Here is a 20,527-nt window from a genome sequence, read left to right as displayed (position 1 = left end):
TCCAGAATACTTATTATGTACCAGATGAATTTTTTTTAGCAATGGAATGCTTAAATTGTGAAGGTGTCATCCCCTTGATTTTCTTAAAAGTGGCATTAAAGGAGGACTTAGAGCTAAAACCAACTTCTGAGGCAATTCCGAAAAGGGTATAATGAGCATACTGGTTGTTTTGCAGGTTAACGACAAAGGCTTCAATCCTATATCCATTGACAAAATCCTGAAAACTGATATTCATATGTATGTTCAGAACTTCAGAAATATATTGCCTTGGAATATTTAATTTATTTGAAACCCTATGGATTGATAACCTAGAATCCATATACAGCTTTTCCTTTTCCATTATTTGGATCAAGGCTTTTTTATAGTTTTCAATAGTCTCAGGTTTTAAGCTTGAAGATTTGTATTTGGTAATTTTGGCGTTAGGTATAAGCTCCTTTGGCCTCAAAATTAAATAAAACGTTATGAAATAAAATAGGAACGCAACGATAAGAATCAGATAGGTATTAAAATCATCATCATCAGAAAACAAAATGGGCTCCATCTCAAACAAATCGAGAACACCGTTTATGTATGAAATGCTCATTGTTAAAATAATAGGAACAACTAAATACAAAATCCTATTAGCCCTTTTAGTTTTAAGCAGATTGTATAAGATATGGATTAAGTAACCCAAAAACACAAACTCGATCAATGTCTCAGCAATCTCTAAAAATTCGTTTTCCCGTTCTGAAAAAATCTCCAATGTTTCACTTAAAAATAAAAATATACTAGGCAAGAAAAACAAATAATCCCTCTTTAAAAAAGCCACTTTGTCCGAATTAAAATACTTGAAGTATAAAAAAAGAAATGTAAGAAACAATGAACTGTCGAAGAAGAACCAATCTGCATCTTCCACGAAAAGGTTATTATCATCATCGCCAACTATGTATAATATCACCGATATGATACTTCCACAAAAAAGTCTAAAGGTTATTTTTCTATAATTTCTTTTGCTTTTCCAAAAAACAAGGAGGAGGAACAGGCCTTGTACCAAGGCAACTATTTGTATAACTTTAAGCATATATTATAATTTGATTATATTACATTCGAACATTTTCCAGCAGAGGCTTTTTAACGAAATTTGGAACAAGATGCCCTTCACAAATAATTATGAATGGCATCTATTTTGAGAAATAAAAATGTACTCTGAATTTCAATCTATTCTATGGTTATGTTAAAAGGTGCTGCAATGTCTGTATTGCCCCCTGCATCATCAAGACCAGTATTTGGTTTCGTAGGTAAATGACGTAATGTGAACGTTAAGGTTCCAGAACTTGCCGCACCTGCAGTTAAGGTAAATTCCGTTCCAAGTGGATTGCCATTACTATCAAAATTGCCGTACTCCGTTGTCACATCGAGACCGCCAGCCGCGGTATAGAAAAATTGATGGTCCACATCTTCAGCTTCTACTTCTTCCGTTACTATTTCTGGAGGACTCACAGTTTCGTTAAGAATTACAATGGTACCATTGTAGGTAACCCCAGAAATTAGATTACCCGAAACAGTAACGACTGGTGGCTCTGGGCCATCGTCATCTAAATCACGGGTCTGTAAGGTAATGGTTGTTCCACCACCCTCAGGTTCAAGTGTAACCGTTAAGGTAGTTAGCGGTTCTTCTTCATTTATTGGCTCTGGTGTATCATCGTCATTGGAACAGGACACGAATAAGAATAGTGCGAAAATTGTAGTGGTTAAAAATTTCAGATTTTTCATAATTTTTGTTTTTAAATAATTAATAATTGATTTTAAGGTTTACTATAAAATTTCTGCCCAAATCATCTGCATAGTAGCGCAAACGGTTCAGGTAGTTTCTAAATGAATTGTTCAATAGGTTTGTAATCCCTAAGCCTACCGTTAACTTCGATTTCTTGTTGATATTAAAGTCTAAGCTCGCATTGAAATTGAGCAAATGGTATGCGTCAGGGGGTGTACTTACATCAACTGTTTGCATTGTTTCGGTCTCTGGTATGAAGACCACAAAATTGTTGTTAGGAAATTCATTTTGTTGAAAGTTATACTCGCTCTGTAATGACAGGCGAATGTTATTTAATTCCGGGTTTTGATAAACGATTTCGTTCTTGGTATTTACCGGTGGCATACTAATCAATGGCTCGTCTCTAGAACGGTCATAGCCCTTTACTAGGGAAAACTGACTGTTAACACGAATGTTTTTGGCAAAGGCGTAGGATGCATCCATATCTATACCGAGTAATTGTGCGTTGGTTTGACGATATTCCCATACTTGAAAGTTACCTCTTATAGTTTGCCGAATCTCAGTAGGTTCAATAACGATAAAGTCTGAAATTGTGTTGATATATGGGCTTATCGAAAACCTAAAGAGGTCATTGTCTCGCTGAAATGTCAATGATACTTTGTGTCCTATTTCAGAATTGAAACGTAAATCGCCAAGTTCTATGCGAGAAGCGGAATGATGTAAGCCTTCACTGAACAATTCCGAAGGATTAGGTGCCCGTGAGGCAATGGAATAATTAAAATACAGCTTGTAATCCGTATCAAAAGTGTAAGTTGCTCCCAATGTTCCAGAAGTATTATAAAAATTCAACTGTGGATTGGTCAGAATCTGATTTTCGAGTTCCTCAAGCACAATTTCTGGGAATAGTTGGTCATAATTACGTGATTCCCAAAAGGAAGTTCTGTAGAATTTAAAAACGTCCATATAGACATAATCAAAACGTCCCCCTGCTTCAAGAAGCCACTGGTTATTCAATCTATAATCTGCTATAGCATATAGTCCCAAATCATATTTGTCATAGTCGGGTATTAATCGTCGCACGCCAGTATCTGGGTCTGCAAAATTATTTTGAAATCTTCCCATTACGCCCACCTTTAGATTCAATGCATCAGTTAAAGGTGAATTTAAGTCTAGCAACAGAGTGTGGGTATCGAGTTGCAAATCCAAAGAGGCCTTTTCCCTGTCCTCACCACGTCTGATATCAAATTCCAAACGATTGTTTCTTTGAAAATCATACTGCAGGCTCAATTTTCCCAATCCGTCAATCCTTTTAAAGCCCTTAATTCTTGCCAAATTATGGGTAACATCTTGTCTGGGCTGATTGATTTGATAGGTAAAATCATTGATGATTAACGGCCTGTCGCTGTTTATAGCTCGAATTTGGTCTCTAGCACCACCCAAAACTGAAGCCCTTAAAATGCCGATTTCATTTCTAAATAGTGAATAATAAGCCTCTATGCCATAGTTAAAACGGTTAAGACCCACTTGTAAAGAAGCGTTGCGTTCAAAAATACCTGTGTTACTCAAGACATAATCAGGTGCTTCAAAATCTCCGAAGCGTTTTAACGTTCCCTGACCCGAAGCATACCAACCATTTTGATAACTTTTGGTTAATTGGGATGTGATAGACGACCCGCGTCCATTACTTACTGCGGTAAGAAGCGTTTTGCCATAAAGGCTATCTTTTACAGGAACTTTTAAAGCCTCAGCCACAATTACACCACCTACGGCATCGCCACTATATTGTAATGCACCAGCTCCTTTTATCAAGGTTAGGTTACCTACCGAATTGATATCAACATTTGGGGCGTGCTCCGCTCCCCATTCTTGGTCTTCCATTCGCACGCCATTATTAATGATAACAATACGACTGCTGTGAAGACCGTTAATCAGTGGTTTTACAATGGTGTTTCCTGTATTTAGGGAAGAGACACCGCTTAAACTGTTAAGAGCGTCGCCGAGGGAACCACTGCTAAAGCGTTCCAATTCATCTTTGGCGATAGTATTTTCAAAAGTTGTTTTGGATTTATCTCTGTAGGCTTTCCCTTTGACAATAACTTGGTTGAGTTCTTCTAAATGATGCTCTAACTTAAATGATTTGGTCGTGCTACCAGAAACTTTAACTGTAAAACCTTTAGTCAAACAATAAGGATGAGACACTTGTATGGAATAGGTCCCGTCGCATAGATTTGAAAAAGTAAATTTTCCATCAAAATCTGTTTGCACAGCCTGTTCAGTACCTGCAATAATAAGGGTTGCGCCGATAAGTAAAGAGCCGTCGTGAAGGTCAGTTACTGTACCAGTAAGTGTATTGTCACAATTTTGTGATAAAGATGTAATACTGCTTAATAGCAATATCAATAGTGCATATTTGCGCATATGATTTCTTAATTAAAATGAAATGTATCAGTTTGTCCATTAAGAAAACAATGGGGGTGCGCGTAGTTGTTTGTTATTAATTTTGAAGGAATGGAAGTGTAATGGCGTGAAGGTTTCATCAACCTTTACATAAATTCTAGGTAATAATAAATCAGGGTACTCGACTATATCATAATTGATAGGTGTAAAATGGAAACTACATATCTCGCATTTTGTAATGGATTGATGAATATGCGTAACCTCTTGTGTACAACTGGTATATTCGTGACCTTCAAGCATATGAAAAAACTGAATGACAGAAGGTGTCATCAATGCCACAAAGAGCAATAATGCCCCTATATTTTTACCAATCAGTTTTTTATTCTTCATTGTTCTTTCTATCTGTTAAGACATAAAAGCTTTTACTTTAATATCAAAGAAGCTAACAGTATTTCCTTTTATTCTATAAAACAGTTTTGTGTTAGACATCATCCAAAAATTTTCTGTTATGAATGGTACTCTTCTTAAATTGCGTTGGCGTCATTCCCGTTACTTTCTTGAATTGGTTACTCAAATAAGCAACGCTGCTATAATTTAATTGAAAAGCTATTTCACTTAATGTTAATTCATCATAGGCTATAAGTTCTTTTATACGCTCAATTTTTTGGTTGATGATGTACTGCTCGAAAGTGATGCTCTCGACCGAAGAGAATAGCGAACTTAAATATTTGTAATCTAGATGCAATATTTCACTTATAAAGTCCGGCCATTTAACATTCAATCCTTCTGACGAGTGATAGATTTTACCTACCACCAAATTCTTCATTTTCTCAATAAGTTGGCCCTTCCGATTGTTTATTAAACCAAACCCTTTCTTTTTAAGTGTGTTAGATAAAATTTCCCTTTTTTCTTTATTAAGCTGCGATACTAATTCTACCTCACCCAACCTTATACTACTGTATGGAATATTCAACCCTATTAAAATACCGGAAACCGCCTCTATACATCTTGGACAGACCATATTCTTTATGTGAATTATAGAGCTCATTTTTTTAAAATAACTTTAATCCAGCTTTTGAAAGCGAATAATAATATGCAGCAATGGCGGCAATAAGGAATACGATAATAATGGCCAATACACCAATAATTTTATCTTTTCTAGAAATATTATTTTTGTATATGCGCTTATTCCTTTCTGCTTTTCTTCTATTTCTTCTACTTTCACTCATCATCATTCTTCTTACCATTGCGTTTATTTTTTTATGGTATTAGGTAAATATTGATTCAACCTATGAGATTATCTATTCTATAGTCTCCCTTACTTCACCGCATTTTAGCATTGCTTCTCCGTAATACGGATTGCGAATTTCTTCTTCGAGACTTAACCAAAATGCACCTTTATTGTTATCTGCCATAGGGCAAAAATCACGGTATACTTTTTGGTTAACTCCAAAAAGCTTTATACCACTTGTTATATGAGCAGAAAGATGCTTAAAATGACCTCTTTGTGTGGCTATATCTGAATTATTTTCAATGGCATTTGCAGAGTTTTTCAGTTCTTTTTGAATCGTCATCCAATGGTTATGTGCTTCCTCATTAGTCAATAATTTCATATCTACCTTTGCTAGATTCTGACCTATTTTTTTTGCTGCAGTCTGTGCTTCTGTGGCATTGTCATTAACAAGGGCATCCTTTAGAAGAATATAGTCTTCAAAAACCCTTTTTAATTGATTTTGAAATTTGCTGGCAACTTCTATTCTTTTGTTCATCTCTGAATGACTTGTGTTGTTCATTTTATCTCCCGAACCATCATTTTGCATCCCCAAGTGCCCTTCGTGTCCTGTCATTGTTTTGCCCCCTTCAGCATTCATCATAGATTTCTTTCCTTGCAATTGAGCTGCAGCGTCTACAGTAAATGTTCCATTTGTTACGATTTCATCACCATTTTGCAACCCTTCGATAATGGTATAGGTGTCTCCACTAGCATTACCAAGTAATACGTCACGCATTTCAAAAACTGGCTCATTAGGGTTAGTCTTAACGTAAACCACAGAACGTTCTCCTGTCCACATTACTGCACTTGCTGGTACATTGATGGCTTCGTTCATCTGCATTTCAGTCCCTTCAACCTTTCCTTCTACAAACATTCCTGGTTTAAATTTGTCTTTTCTATTATTTAATACAGCACGTACAACTATGGTTCTTGTAGCTGAATTAAGAAGTGGGTCTATAAATGAAATTTTAGCATTAAACTCTTGATTTGGATAGGCATTAGTAACAATTTTAATACTTTGGCCTTCTTTTAATGAAGCTATTTGGTTTTCATACGCATCGAACTCTGCCCAAACAGTATTTAAATTTGCTATTTTGTAAAGCGGTTGACCCAGTTTTACATAATCACCTTCTTCCACCATTTTATGAGTAACGGTTCCTGAAACAGTGGCATATACAGGAAAGTATTCCTGCACTTTTCCTGCCTGCTCAATAGAATTAATTTGCTTTTCTGAAAGTTTCCATAATTTAAGTTTGTTTCGGACAGCTGAATATAATTCTGGTTGAGATTCCTTTAGGGAAGCAGCTGTTAAGAGTTCTTGTTGAGCGGACACCAATTCCGGCGAATAAATAGTTGCCAAACGCTGCCCTTTACCAACTCTTTCACCCGTAGAGTTCACGTAAAGCCTTTCGATTCTTCCTGCAAAATAAGTTACCTGAACAGCATTGGACTCTTCATTTTCCCTTATTTTTCCCGATAGTTTAAGTGTACCCGCTTCAATGGCTCCTGACCCTACTACGGTTGTTTGAATATTAGCCAATGCCATTGCGTTTTCAGTCATTTTAAACTGGTCTGCCAATAACCCATCGGCACCTGTTTCTGCAGGTATTAAATCCATACCACATATCGGGCAATCACCCGGTTCAGGTTGCATTATCTGTGGGTGCATCGAACAAGTCCACATTTGACCTGATGCAATTTCCTCTGAATGATTGTGGTCGTCTTTTACCTTGTTTGTTGCAGTATCAGCAGAACCTCCACCAAAGATTAGATAGCCCCCTAGCAGGCCAACAATTAATGCAACACCTATGTATATGATGTTTTTATTCATAATATTATTTATTTTTCTTTTTTATTATCTTTCTGATTGTAGGTGATGATGTATACCATAGTAAAAACCCACTCAATACTGTTATTAATCCCAATAATGAGAATGCCCTTAAAACGGTGGTGTTAAAATTATCTCGACCTTCATAATCCATTGTATGTGTCATCCATAGAAAATCGAACCAACGCCAACGGCGATGCCTAACAGTTTGGAATTTCCCATCATTTACTGACACATAGGCTTTTAAAGCTTCATTATCTGCATAGGATATCACATAAGCCGGCAATAGCCTTTCTCGATACTCGTGCTGTTTGCCTACTTCTGTGATACGCTCCACATTAATAATTTCTAATTCTTTCTTCATATACTGTTTTGCTACATAAACTGCCTCGTCTTTGCTTATTTCTGATTTTAGTTCTCCATTTAAGGCATTGAAAAGCTGTTGTTCATTTATCCAGTAATAGGGTATTTTATTTATATCTCTTAGTTCTATTGTGCGTATGCCTTTTGGCACGTCTAATTGAGCAGGACTTAAAAGGTTTTGAAATGCCTTTGGCTGATACTGTAAATTCTTAAACTGGTCACCGTGTATATCATCTATATCGGTCCAACTAAAATATAAACCACTGATAGTCCACATTAGGAATTGGATGCCAATGAAAAGACCTAAGTATCTATGAGTCTTTCTAATTTTTAGTGCCGTTTTTCTACCTATCATTAGCCGCTATTTTTTATTTCTTGATGATGAATGTGTTTTAATAATTTTCCATTTTCCTTCCACCTTCTTTAAAATTGATGTTGCAACTCCTTTTTTCTTTATGGTACGGGAATTACCCTTATCGTCAGGGATTAAAACAATGGTATAGATGTAGGTTTCTGTAGTAAAGGCATATGGCGCATCTACTTGCACATCAATTTCGTAATCTGAGAATACAAAACTTTTAAAGTGCCCTAATTCTGGTCCCAAATGATGTTCTATATAGTGAGTATAGCTCCCTTCTACACCTCCAGATTCATATACCTCAGAATCTTTAGCAAACAACTCGAATGTGCCTTCAGTTGTAAGATTCTGTAATGCATCTTTGTATGATTTCATTACCTTAAGGACAGCTTCTTTATCTGTTTGATTTTTTTCCTCTTGTCCATTCATTGCATTTACAGTTGCAAAACATAGTATTATAGTGGCTATTAATTTTAGTGTTTTCATAATCATCGTTTATAAGGTTATTTATTGACGTGTATTCTATTAATGTTGGCAATACCAAAAACAAGTACCAAAAAACTCAAGAAAACTTCCATAATTACCAAGAGTTTACCAGAAATGGTTAAAGGCACTATATCACCAAAGCCAACGGATGAAAAAGTGATCAGACTGAAATATGTAAATTCAAAAAATTCTAGAAGGAATGAACCATTAATTGATGTTGCTGACTTAAAATTTTCTGAATTCAATCCGTACAATGCTAAATAATCTGCTGAAAATGATAGGGTTATCAAAATTATTAACACAGCAAATAATGTTAGAACGTGCGTAAGCTGATGGCTTTCTCCTATTATTTTACTTAACTGTAGAAAAGTGAGCCTAACAATAAAAATCGTTTTGACAAAGGCCAACCCAACTACCAATATTGGTAGAAACAAGCTGTCGGGGTTTTCATTAACCCATAACACATAACTTAATGACAAAACGGCAACTACGCTTGTGGTGAACAATACTTTTTTAAAGAGCTGTTCGTAAAAGCCTGTGCTTTTAGATGTTTTTGTTATGCCTTCCATAATCTTTTTGTTATTCCTCTATTCAAATAGTTGAACTACTAACGCGCCACCAATTATTGTAATGAGTATTATATATATTATGTAATTGAACCATTTTTTAACAACAGATTTTTTTGCTTTGCGATGGCATCCGTCTTTACAACAATCTTTCATCTCCTTAATTAGGTCAAATTTTTATTCCATATTTAATTTGCACTTGAAAATGAGAGTCAAACTCTATCCATCAATCAAAAAATAGGTCATCCTCTCATAGTCAAGCACTTTTCTATGAACTTCTCTTCTTCACTTTTTTTTATTTTGCCTGACATAGGAAGAGAGATACTAGTAATCTAGGGGGATTTATTCCCTCTCCCTTATGCAGGCTGCTATTAACCAAATCAACCTTTCTTTTTCAATTATCTTGTGCCTGACACGGGAAGGAACTAACACTAACCATCATCTATTTTTCCTTCCCACGACAGGACTTAAAGACCAATCAAGTTATCCTCTACATCTTGTGTGCTTCTGTTAACTAATAAACCAGAAAAAAAGATGCTTGGCGAGGGATTATCTAATGAATAGTCTTTTGAACTTTTCCACATTTTAGCATTCGGCTTCCATAGTATGGGTTTCTAACTTCTTCATTTGCACTCAACCAAGCACTGCCTTTATCATACATTGGGCAAAACTGCTGGTAAAGCATATTCTTTGAACCTGTGATAGCCACCATATCCGTTATATCCTTACTTAATGTTTTAAAATGCTCTCTTTGATGACCAATATCGCTTGTTGCAATATGCTCTGCGTGCTCCATAGCATCGTCAATAATATCAGTCAATTCTTTTTGCTCCTCTTCGGTATAATTTGACGTATCAAATGCTTTTAGTGAAGCCGCCAATTTAGTACCTGTCGCAGCTGCTTTCTTTGAATCATCCGCTACCAATGCGTCTTTTAGATTGAAATAATCACTTAAAATCGCTTCGGACTTTAAATCACTCTTCATATTCATCATTTTATCGTGATGATGTTTGTGACCCATTTTTTCTTTTTCCTGTGCGTTGGTAAAAGAAACTGCTAACAATAGCATCACTGCTATATTCATTTTTAAATTTTTCATCTTATCTGTTTTTTTTATTTATAAACTATCTTTTAAATTTTCCATATACTTAACAACCTGCTTAGTTTCTTCTTCTGAAAAAATGGCATCCTTGTGAATTAAGGTGTAAGAAGCTAAAGGCATCTCACCACTTTCAATTTGTTTAATGATGGACCTTAGCTTACTGGCTTTTCTACGGTTTGATAGAGCATCCCACTCGTTAAAATTTAGCTCTGATTTTCCTTCTTTTATATGTCCTTCAAGAAACCAAGCCACAGGTTGCACCTTGTTGTACCAAGGGTATTGTGTATTGTTACTATGGCAATCATAACAAGAGACCCGCAACTTGTCCTTGATATCACTTGGGACATCATTCACCAACATAAAGTCGGTTTTTGGGACACTGTCGCTTTGATTGCGGTCTACAGGAATAAACTGTATGACCACAAAGGCAACCAACAATACTATTGCTATGATTTTTACAGCCTTCATTTAATTGATTTCTTTTTGAACTTTTCCGCAGGTTAACATTTTGCTTCCGTAGTATGGATTTTTGATATCCTCACTCATACTCAACCAAGCGCTACCCCCATCGTACATTGGACAGAATTGTTGATATAGAGTATTCTTTGTTCCTGTGATTGCTACCATATCAGTCATATCCTTGCTCAATATTTTGAAATGCTCTCGCTGGTGTGCGATATCACTTTCTGATATATGCTCTGCGTGTTCTACCGCATCCTCAACAATGTCCTTTAAATCTGATTTCTGGGCACCCGTATATTTTGAAATATCAAGCTTGCCTAAGGATGTTGCAAGGATTGCTCCCAGCTCTTTGGCTTTGGCATTATCATCTGCTACCAAGGCATCTTTTAAGTTGAAGTAGTCATTTAAGACTGCTTGTGGATTGCCATCTCCACTCATTGCCATTTCCTTTTTCTCTCCATCGTGGTGACCATCACTATTGTCGTGATTCATTTTTGAATGGTCTCCATCCGCATTCATCTCTGAATGATGCTCTGTTGAATTATTCTTGTCTGTTTTAGCGTCCTTACAAGACACTACTGTTAGGGTTACAAATGCTATTGTAACTATCCCTAATACTAATTTTAATTTGCTCATTTTGTTTTTGATTTATGTTTGTATTTATTTTTAGTGTTCTATAGCTTTTCAATGACGTTTTCCAACATTGCCGAAATCTCGTCCGCAATTTTCTCTAAATCTTCATTCTCTACAGCCTGCATAGATGCCATAGGATTTACTGCAGCAACTTCAAAAACTCCTGCTTCAATTTCCTGAACTATAACATTACAGGGTAGCATCGTTCCAATCTTATCCTCAGCTTGTAACGCTTTATGGGCATAGGGTGGATTGCACGCTCCCAAAATCTTATACTTCTTAAAGTCCACGTCTAATTTATTCTTCAGGGTTTCTGATACGTCAATTTCTGTGAGTATTCCAAAACCTTCTTCTTTTAATTTTTGTGTAACTTTATCAATAATCCCTTCAAAGGTTCCATTGATTGTCTTATTAAAGTAGTAGCTCATATTTCTATTTATTTTTGAATTAATTATTACTTCATTTTTTTTGCTATCATTAGGTAGTATTAGTTTTTAAAAACAATTTCTCGCCGAAATAGATTAACACCATCAATATTGCTGCAACAACCACAACTAAAATGTCACTACTCGCTTTTATCCATAAAAAAGCTCCGAGAACGACTACATCGAGAAAAATTGCAGTTATCAATATTGCCGGTTTAGCATCTACATCTTGCCTTAAGTTTCTTAGTACGCCCCAATGAATTCCGATATCCATTATTAAGTAAAATATTGCTCCCAATGAGGCAATTCTTGTTAGGTCAAATAAAATGGTAAGTGCTAATGCTAAGACAACCGTATACACCAGCATATGCTTTTGTAACCGACCTGGCATCCCGAAATGCTTATGAGGTATCAGTTCTTTTTCGGTCAACATTGCCGTCATTCTCGAAACAGCAAAAATACTGGCAATAACCCCTGAAATTGTTGACACGATAGCGATACCGACTGTAAACCAGAGTCCATACTTTCCAAAAGCAGGTCTAGATGCTTCCGCCAAGGAATAGTCTTTAGCTTTTATTATTTCATCAATAGAAAGGTTAGATGAGACTGCAAAGGCCACCAACATATATACGACCGTACAAATAAGCAATGAAATAATGATAGCTCGACCTACATTTTTATTAGGATTGATAATTTCACCACCACTATTGGTAATTGTCGTAAAACCTTTATAAGCTAAAATTGATAATGCCAGAGCACCTAAGTAGTTGGTTAACGGATATTCAGTTAGGTTTTCTGAAGGAACAATTTCTGAAAACGAGAATCCTGCTGCCCAAAGTCCACCAATGGCAAATATGGCTATACCACCAATTTTAAGGATTGCCATTACCAAAGAAGACTTTCCTATGATATTATTACCAGAGATATTAATTAGAAAAGCAATTACCAATAGTATTACCCCTAAAATGGGCACCCATACACTATTTTCCCCTACATCAAATAACTGCAATGTGTACGAACCAAAGGTTCGGGCTACCAAACTTTCATTGATTATCATTGAAAGAGCCATTAATAAAGCTCCTGAGGCAGTCAATGCACTTTTACCATATATCTTTTTTAAATACATAGCAATTCCTCCCGCTGAAGGGTAGGCATTGGACATCTTAACATACGTGTAGGCACTGAATCCTGAAATAATGGCTCCTATCAAAAATGCATATGGGAACCATTGCCCAGATAATTCGGCTACCTGACCCAATAATGCAAATATTCCGGCACCTATCATCACACCTGTACCTAACGATACCGCACCTGTTAAACTGAGACTATTTTTTTTATACTCTGCCATTTTTAAAATCGTGCTAATAGACCGCCACCCCAGCCGTATCGATTGTTATAGTTTCCTTGTATTGAAAAATTTCTAGAGAAGATGTACGAAAGACCTACCAACCATTGTGTTTCGCTCTCATAAGAGCTATCTCCTAAATCATTGACCCATCCAAAGTCTGCTCTGTATTCGTATTCGCCTTCCAGAAAAATCCTAGGAAAAATCAATAGCTCCCTATCCAGGCGTACCCTTGGGCGTAGTTGATGGTCCATACTCACATCTACATTGAACCTGTAGGGCGTAAAGTATTTTACCCCAATAAGACCAACAGTATTTAACTCATCAAAGGAATCAGGTATTTCCGTTTCGGTGTTTACACCTACATAGAGACGTACCCAGTCATTTAGGTACCTATTGTAATTTACTTCCGCCTCAAGGTTTTTGTCATAATCGAATTCTGCTCTCAATCCAAATTCATTGCGGATGTTGCTGGATGTTAAAAAGAGTTCGTTAAAGTTTGAGCCTGCACGAACCAATCCCCAAGAATAATAATGGTCTGTTTCATCGATGAGTTTTTGAACGGGAAAATCTTCCATTCTTTTATCCCTTGGGGTATCATAACTAAACACCCTTGCCATACCACCCATCATATGATATAGGACGTGACAATGAAAGAACCAATCACCGTACTCTTCATTGTAGAACTCTATAACCACTTTCTGCATTGGCGGTACATTGACGGTATGCTTTAATGGTGAACGTTCCCCATTTTCATTGATTACCCTGAAATAATGACCGTGAAGGTGCATCGGGTGGTGCATCATTGTTAGGTTGTTGAGCGTAATACGGGTTACCTCGCCACCCTTGATTTTAATCTTATCGGTTTCGGAAAGTGGCACACCGTTCATACTCCAGATGTAGCGTTGCATATTTCCGGTCAGGTTTAATAGAATGTCGTTTACGGGCAAATCAGCCTTGTAGGTGGTATTTTCTTTCGCTTTTAAGAAATCATAGTTGAAATAGGTTTTACGCGTGCTGTAATCAAAGGATGCGGTATCCTTCTGCATCATAGACATATCGTGACCCATATGGCCAACCATCTTATGCGAAGGATCGGTAGATTTCATTGGCATTGAATCTTTTTTCATTCCTGCCATACCGTCCATCTTTTTATCCATCTTCATTTGCTTATGGTCATCCATCTTCATATTATCGCCCATTTCGCCTTTATTCATTGACATTTTGTCTTGCATTCCCATATTCATCTGGCCATCTTTCATATCCATTTTCATCCCGTAATTTTCTTTCAGATATTCGGGTGTTTTTTTCTTTTTGTTACCCACCATTGCAGGTGCACCCATCTTCATATCCATTTTGGCCATTTGCTTCATCATCTCCACTTTATCAGGTCTGCCAATTCTTTCGGCTGGGTACAAGGTTCCATTACCCAAGCGCAACGAGGTGCTACCGGAACCGTCCTGAGCGGTGGCGGTAACTTCCAAAGTACCTTCGGGAATAGTTACGATAACATCATACGTCTCGGCAATACCGAAGAGGAAACGGCTTTTTGCTACAGGTTCCACATCAATACCGTCGCCCGCAACGACCATCGGGTTGCCACCGCCAAAGTCCAACCAATAATAAGTGGAAGCGGATGCATTGATAAAGCGAAGCCGTACTTTTTCGCCTGGTTTGAATTCGGGATATTCCGCTAACGACTTTCCATTGGTCAGAAATGCAGGATAATAGATATCTGCTATATCGGCTCCTTCCATACGGTCCCTCCAAAACTTGAGCTGAGCGCCGAATGCGCCTTCCTTGATAACCCTGCTCAATGAAACAGCCGTACCCTTTTTTACTTGATACCACTCGTTATTTCTTTTAAGGTTTCGTAATACATTCATTGGTTTTTCATCGGTCCAATCTGACAAAACCACCACCAAATCTTTATCATAATCCAACGTTTTTTCTTTTGGGTGAATAATAATAGACCCATAAACACCCTTTTGCTCTTGTAACATTGTATGGGAATGGTACCAATACGTACCCGATTGGTTGATGGGTATTCTGTATTGGAAAGTTGTTCCGGGTTTAATAGGTGGCGTGGTTAAATAGGGTACACCATCGTAAAAATTGGGAAGTATCAAACCGTGCCAATGCACTGAGGTTTCTTCATCCATTTTATTGGTTACGTTGATTATAGCAAGGTCTCCTTCGTTGAATTCCAAAACTGGACCGGGAATTCCGCCATTGATGGTCATTCCTTTAGCGGTTACACCAGCGAGCGTCATTTCATTTTCTTCAATAGTAAGGTTGTACTCCTTAACCGGTCTTCCTTCTTCTTTTCTATCTTGTCCGTTGGTGCCTACTTGGGCATTACCCATATATGTTATGAGCAGCGCAAATAGTATTGTTATTTTTCTAATCATAATTTGTAGTTTTAACTATTTTTAAATTTTTTTTCTAAACTAATTCGTTTTAGCTGTATACATTGCCTGTTAAAAATTTAATATTATCTTATTAGATAATTTATGTTGGCATACTCTGTATAGTATCCTTTGATAGATTCGATTAAATTGATTTGAAACTTCAACTGTAGTTCCTGTACATCCAGTACATCGTTAAAATCGATGGTTCCCGTTTCATAATTCTTAATCAGGATTTCTTCGGCATCATTCGCCTGTTTTAAATTGTCCGTCTGCACATTAAATTTGATTCTCATTGTGTTCCTGTTATAAACTGCTTGTGCGAGGCGTGTTTCGAGGCTGTTGAGCCGCTCTTCTTTCCGGGACTTTATCTCCAACTGTTTCAGTTCATTCTGTTTGGTTACAGATTTGTACCTATTGTTGAATATAGGTATGGACAGGGATACCATAGGCATCACGATATCCTTACCGTTATCGCTAAAGTTCATATCCGGGCGTTCTGAAACTGGTACATAATCCAGCCCAAAACCAATATTGGGTGCGCTTTCCTTTTGGTTCAATAACTCGGCCTGCTCAACAGATTCATACAGCTTATCGTATTTTATGAGTTCTGGGTTCAGTTGAAGGTTCTCATTTAGGACCTGAGGGTCAACATCTGGAATCATCATATCCTCTATAATGTCTACGGTCATCGTTTCATCTCTATTTAAAAGATTGTTGAACAGCGTCTGTTCGGCCTGATAATCCTCTTCCAATACTTCTCTTTGTTGAACGAGTTCGTTTTGTCTTATCTGAAGCCGAAGAACATCTACGGCTGATGCTTTACCCACTTCCAACGAGGTTAACGCCAAACGCTCATAGGTTTCCAATAGTTCGATATTCTCATCGAGCACGAGTTGCTTCGCCCTTATGGCATAGAGCTTGTAATAGGATTGAGATACCGATAGTGCGAGTTTCCGTTTGGCAATGGCAATTTCAACAAACTCGGTTTCGGCCATTGAACTGGCATAGTTTTCCCTTGCCGTTATGGTACCGAACCAGGGCAACATCTGCGAAATAGAGAATCGTGCCCGTTGCGCTCCTGTACGGGTTTCGGGTTCACTTATAAAATAGCCAGCACTAATTTGTGTATCTGGCAAGGTATTAGCTTCATTAACTTTTTCTTCTGCTATGTTGTAGCGTAATTCAAAAGCTTGAATCTCGGGATTGTTATCTTGAGCTTCCTGAATGTAAGAGGCTAATTGTTGTGCATTAATCTTCGCGAAAGCGAAAAAGACAATTCCCAATAGAATTATATTTCTCATTTTGTAGCTTTTTTTAATTGAAGTTCGTGTTTCAAACTAAATAATACCGGTACAACAAATAAGGTTATTAGTGCAATTAACATACCTCCGAAACTTGGAATAGCCATTGGTATCATTATATCACTTCCTCTACCTGTTGAAGTGAGTACTGGTAACAAGGCAAGAATGGTTGTTGCCGTCGTCATCAAACAAGGACGGATACGCTTTTCTCCAGCCTCAATTACTGACGCTCTTATTCCTTTTCTGTCTTTAGGCTTGTTTTTATCAAAGGTCTGTGTGAGGTAGGTTGCCATTACCACTCCGTCGTCTGTAGCAATACCAAACAATGCAATAAACCCAACCCAAACGGCAACACTCAAGTTTATAGTGTGCATTTGGAACAGGTCTCGTAGGTTTTCACCAAAGAAGCTAAAGTTCAAAAACCAATCCTGTCCATAAAACCAAATCATTAGAAAGCCTCCTGCAAAAGCCACGGCAATACCTGTAAAAACCATAAGGGATGTTGCAACAGAACGGAACTGGAAATAAAGAATGAGAAATATAATTAGCAATGCGAGTGGCACAACTACACCAAGTGTTTTTTCGGCCCTTAATTGGTTCTCATAGGTTCCTGTAAATTGATAGTTAATTCCTTTTGGCACAACAAGCTGTCCATTATCAATCTTCTCTTGTATGAGTGCTTGGGCGTTTTCTACCACATCTACCTCGGCATAACCATCCAACTTATCAAAGAGCACGTAACCTACTAAAAAAGTATCCTCACTTTTTATGATTTGTGGTCCTTGCTCATAACGAATGGTAACCAATTCACTTATGGGTACTGGGTTGCCCTTTTCTACCGGAACATAAATATCTTTTAAATCATTTGGATTTGCACGTAGCTCTCTTGGATAACGTACGCGTATTCCATATCGCTCCCTGCCTTCAACAGTTTGTGTAAGCACCATACCACCTATAGACACTTGTATCACTTGCTGTACCTGCTGTATGGAAATACCATAACGAGCAAGCTTGTCTCTATCGATATCCAATAAAAGGTAAGGTTTACCAACTATTCGGTCTGCAAAAACGGCTTCATCCTTAACACCGTCGGCTTGTTTTAATATATCCTCCAATTGCACTCCAAAGGCTTCTATCTCATTTAAATCTTGCCCTTTCACTTTGATACCCATTGGTGCTCGCATACCCGTTTGAAGCATTACCAATCGGGTTTCAATAGGTTGTAATTTAGGTGCTGAAGTAACTCCGGGAAGTTTAGTTACCTTTACAATCTCTTTCCAAATATCATCGGGCGATTCAATTTCTGGTCGCCAGTTTCTATAATACTCACCATCGTCGTCTGGTATAAGTTGTCTATCAGTAATGTTAAAAGGGTCTTTTAATAAGGTGGCATCATACTTGCCTTCGTCTACTTCCAATTCAACATTTGGATTTGTAACCAAGCTACCATCCTTTAACATAAAGAGACCATCTTCATTAACTTTAAATCGTTGTCTTTCTCTTTTATCATTTAAAATGTATTCAGACTTGTACTGAATTACATTTTCATACATTGACAACGGTGCTGGGTCTAAAGCCGATTCTGTGCGCCCTGATTTACCAACCACCGTTTCAATCTCTGGGATGCTAGCAACGGCCATATCTAGTTGTTGCAATACGCGCTTATTCTCTTCAACTCCAGCGTGGGGCATTGATGTGGGCATTAAAAGAAAAGACCCTTCATTAAGTGATGGCATAAATTCCTTACCCGTATTCCGCATTATCATAACACCGAAGACAACAATAGCAGTAGGTATCGATAGAAACAAGAGTTTATTGCGTAACGCCCAATTTAATATGCGCACGTAATAGCTCCTAAAAAGCGTAAATATACCCAACAGGCCAAAGCATATTAGGCCTACAAATATTAAGTTCCAGAAAATGCTTCTATCTACACCTAATGGTCTCCAATATTCCGCCAACAAGAATACAATGGCAAAGGCTGAAATAAATATGTTGATTATATTGGCTCTATCTGCCGATATTTTTTCTTTAATAGACAGTAAACCAACAATACCAAATGCAATCAGTATAAGCCCAAGGGTAAAGCCAAAAACTACTGCTAACAGACCCATTATTACTAAAGCAATATTGAGAATATATCTAAAAGAAATTTTCACATTACGCTTTCTGAAAAAATAGGCTGCAAAAGGTGGTATAAGAAATAATGCCACTATAAGAGATGCTGTGAGTGCCGCTGTTTTTGTGAAAGCCAAAGGTCTAAATAACTTACCTTCAGCTCCTATCATAGTGAATACAGGAATAAAGCTTATTATTGTAGTCATAACAGCAGTTAGAATAGCACCAGAAACCTCGGCTGTGGCGTTATATACTACTGTATTCATTGGTAGGTTCTGGTCATTTTCATCTATGTGACGCAATACATTTTCAGATAGAATAACTCCCACATCTACCATTGTACCAATGGCGATGGCGATACCAGATAAGGCGACAATATTGGCATCTACATTAAATAACTTCATTGATATAAAAACCATCAATACCGCCACAGGTAATAGTCCTGAAATCAATACAGATGCTCTAAGGTTGAATACCATAATGATAATTACGAAAATGGTTATCAAAATTTCTAGAGTCAATGCTTCATCAAGTGTTCCTAATGTTTCCTGTATGAGTTCGGTTCTATCATAAAAAGGAACAATGGTCAACTGCGATGTCCTTCCATCGTTCAGTGTTTTAGAAGGTAAGCCCGAACTTAGTTCATTTATTTTCTCCTTAACATTATTAATAACCGCCATAGGGTTAGCGCCATAACGGGCTACTACAACACCACCAACAACTTCAGCACCTTCCTTATCTAAAAGCCCTCTTCTTGTCGCAGGGCCGTGAGAGACGTTGGCAATATCCTTTAAGCGTATAGAGGTAAAATCTTCTGAAGTAACTACTGCATTCTCCAGGTCTGAAATAGACTTAACATACCCTAAACCACGGATTAGATATTCAGCCTGATTGATTTCTAAGGTCTGGGCGCCTACATCTTGATTACTTTGTTTAACTGCTTTAACAACCTCATTTAAGCCAATTTTATACTGTTTCATCAACTCTGGGTTGACATCTACTTGGTATTCTAAAACGTAACCACCAATAGAGGCTACTTCTGAAACACCACTCGCCGAGGACAATGCATATTTCACGTAAAAATCTTGAATACTACGAAGTTCCTGTAAATCCCAACCACCAGTCACATTTCCATTTTCATCGCGGCCTTCCAAAGTATACCAGTAAATCTGCCCGAGACCTGTAGCATCCGGACCTAGTGCGGGATTTACTCCGTCGGGCAATAATCCAGCAGGTAACGAATTTAATTTTTCGAGAATACGGCTTCGACTCCAATAGAATTCTATGTCCTCTTCAAAAATGATGTAAATGCTGGAAAAACCGAACATTGAAGAACTCCGTATGGTCTTTACCCCAGGAATACCAAGAAGTGAAGTGGTAAGCGGATAGGTTATTTGGTCTTCAATATCTTGTGGCGAACGCCCATCCCATTTAGTAAATACAATTTGTTGGTTTTCCCCAATATCAGGAATGGCATCCACCGCTACAGGATTGCGTGGTAAGGAACCGGTATTCCATTCAAAAGGTGCGTTTACAACTCCCCAAGCCACGAATAAGGCTAGTAACAGAACCGCTACTAGTTTATTTTCTATTAAGAATTTGATGCTTTTATTTAGCATATAAATGATTTTTAAGTAATTATAATTTTGTTGTCTAAAACAAAAACCAAGCAGTTTAGTCCAATCAATTTAATGTTGGACTACAGT

Annotated in this window: 18 protein-coding genes; all 18 read right to left on the bottom strand. The window is 37.4% G+C overall.

What is annotated here, in order from left to right; genetic code table 11:
- Positions 1-13: 13 nt before the first annotated feature.
- On the bottom strand, positions 14-1,060 hold the full coding sequence (locus WA338_RS02785) for a helix-turn-helix domain-containing protein (protein ID WP_273016828.1): 1,047 nt from the start codon (positions 1,058-1,060) through the stop codon (positions 14-16).
- A gap of 137 nt (positions 1,061-1,197) precedes the next feature.
- The gene (locus WA338_RS02780) at positions 1,198-1,701 is read right to left on the bottom strand and encodes a type 1 periplasmic binding fold superfamily protein (protein ID WP_336091953.1); all 504 of its coding nucleotides are present in this window, start codon (positions 1,699-1,701) and stop codon (positions 1,198-1,200) included.
- Positions 1,702-1,771: 70 nt separating this feature from the next.
- The gene (locus WA338_RS02775) at positions 1,772-4,171 is read right to left on the bottom strand and encodes a TonB-dependent receptor (protein ID WP_273016830.1); all 2,400 of its coding nucleotides are present in this window, start codon (positions 4,169-4,171) and stop codon (positions 1,772-1,774) included.
- 39 nt (positions 4,172-4,210) lie between these two features.
- The gene (locus WA338_RS02770; RefSeq protein WP_273016831.1) at positions 4,211-4,540 is read right to left on the bottom strand and encodes a hypothetical protein; all 330 of its coding nucleotides are present in this window, start codon (positions 4,538-4,540) and stop codon (positions 4,211-4,213) included.
- Between the two features lie 91 nt (positions 4,541-4,631).
- A complete protein-coding gene (locus tag WA338_RS02765; RefSeq protein WP_273016832.1) occupies positions 4,632-5,198 on the bottom strand; it encodes a helix-turn-helix domain-containing protein in 567 nt (188 codons plus the stop codon).
- Between the two features lie 4 nt (positions 5,199-5,202).
- Positions 5,203-5,397, bottom strand: coding sequence for a hypothetical protein (locus tag WA338_RS02760; protein WP_009778920.1), 195 nt, complete (start codon positions 5,395-5,397; stop codon positions 5,203-5,205).
- A gap of 54 nt (positions 5,398-5,451) precedes the next feature.
- On the bottom strand, positions 5,452-7,254 hold the full coding sequence (locus tag WA338_RS02755; RefSeq protein ID WP_009778919.1) for an efflux RND transporter periplasmic adaptor subunit: 1,803 nt from the start codon (positions 7,252-7,254) through the stop codon (positions 5,452-5,454).
- A gap of 4 nt (positions 7,255-7,258) precedes the next feature.
- Positions 7,259-7,969 carry a PepSY domain-containing protein gene (locus tag WA338_RS02750; RefSeq protein ID WP_009778918.1) on the bottom strand — a complete coding sequence of 237 codons (711 nt, stop codon included), beginning with the start codon at positions 7,967-7,969 and terminating at the stop codon, positions 7,259-7,261.
- 6 nt (positions 7,970-7,975) lie between these two features.
- On the bottom strand, positions 7,976-8,458 hold the full coding sequence (locus WA338_RS02745) for a YybH family protein (RefSeq protein ID WP_273016833.1): 483 nt from the start codon (positions 8,456-8,458) through the stop codon (positions 7,976-7,978).
- Positions 8,459-8,475: 17 nt separating this feature from the next.
- A complete protein-coding gene (locus tag WA338_RS02740; RefSeq protein WP_273016834.1) occupies positions 8,476-9,027 on the bottom strand; it encodes a potassium channel family protein in 552 nt (183 codons plus the stop codon).
- A gap of 550 nt (positions 9,028-9,577) precedes the next feature.
- The gene (locus WA338_RS02735) at positions 9,578-10,123 is read right to left on the bottom strand and encodes a DUF3347 domain-containing protein (RefSeq protein WP_273016835.1); all 546 of its coding nucleotides are present in this window, start codon (positions 10,121-10,123) and stop codon (positions 9,578-9,580) included.
- An 18-nt stretch (positions 10,124-10,141) separates the two neighbouring features.
- The gene (locus WA338_RS02730) at positions 10,142-10,594 is read right to left on the bottom strand and encodes a heme-binding domain-containing protein (protein ID WP_009778913.1); all 453 of its coding nucleotides are present in this window, start codon (positions 10,592-10,594) and stop codon (positions 10,142-10,144) included.
- Entirely contained in the window at positions 10,595-11,224 is a 630-nt protein-coding gene (locus WA338_RS02725; RefSeq protein WP_009778912.1) for a DUF3347 domain-containing protein, read from the bottom strand.
- 38 nt (positions 11,225-11,262) lie between these two features.
- Positions 11,263-11,649: a DUF302 domain-containing protein gene (locus WA338_RS02720; RefSeq protein ID WP_009778911.1), complete on the bottom strand. Its 387-nt coding sequence runs from the start codon at positions 11,647-11,649 to the stop codon at positions 11,263-11,265.
- 49 nt (positions 11,650-11,698) lie between these two features.
- The gene (locus WA338_RS02715; RefSeq protein WP_009778910.1) at positions 11,699-12,994 is read right to left on the bottom strand and encodes an APC family permease; all 1,296 of its coding nucleotides are present in this window, start codon (positions 12,992-12,994) and stop codon (positions 11,699-11,701) included.
- Between the two features lie 2 nt (positions 12,995-12,996).
- The gene (locus WA338_RS02710) at positions 12,997-15,402 is read right to left on the bottom strand and encodes a multicopper oxidase domain-containing protein (RefSeq protein ID WP_273016836.1); all 2,406 of its coding nucleotides are present in this window, start codon (positions 15,400-15,402) and stop codon (positions 12,997-12,999) included.
- 83 nt (positions 15,403-15,485) lie between these two features.
- Positions 15,486-16,703, bottom strand: a complete 1,218-nt coding sequence (locus WA338_RS02705; protein ID WP_273016837.1) for a TolC family protein — start codon at positions 16,701-16,703, stop codon at positions 15,486-15,488.
- Positions 16,700-20,440 carry an efflux RND transporter permease subunit gene (locus WA338_RS02700; protein ID WP_273016838.1) on the bottom strand — a complete coding sequence of 1,247 codons (3,741 nt, stop codon included), beginning with the start codon at positions 20,438-20,440 and terminating at the stop codon, positions 16,700-16,702. The genes WA338_RS02705 and WA338_RS02700 overlap by 4 nt, the downstream gene beginning before the upstream one ends.
- Positions 20,441-20,527: the final 87 nt, after the last annotated feature.

This window comes from Leeuwenhoekiella sp. CH_XMU1409-2 (assembly GCF_037029365.1).
GTDB lineage: Bacteria > Bacteroidota > Bacteroidia > Flavobacteriales > Flavobacteriaceae > Leeuwenhoekiella > Leeuwenhoekiella blandensis.
The sequence above is the reverse complement of the archived record's forward strand: the minus strand, read 5'-3'. Positions and strand labels throughout refer to the sequence as shown.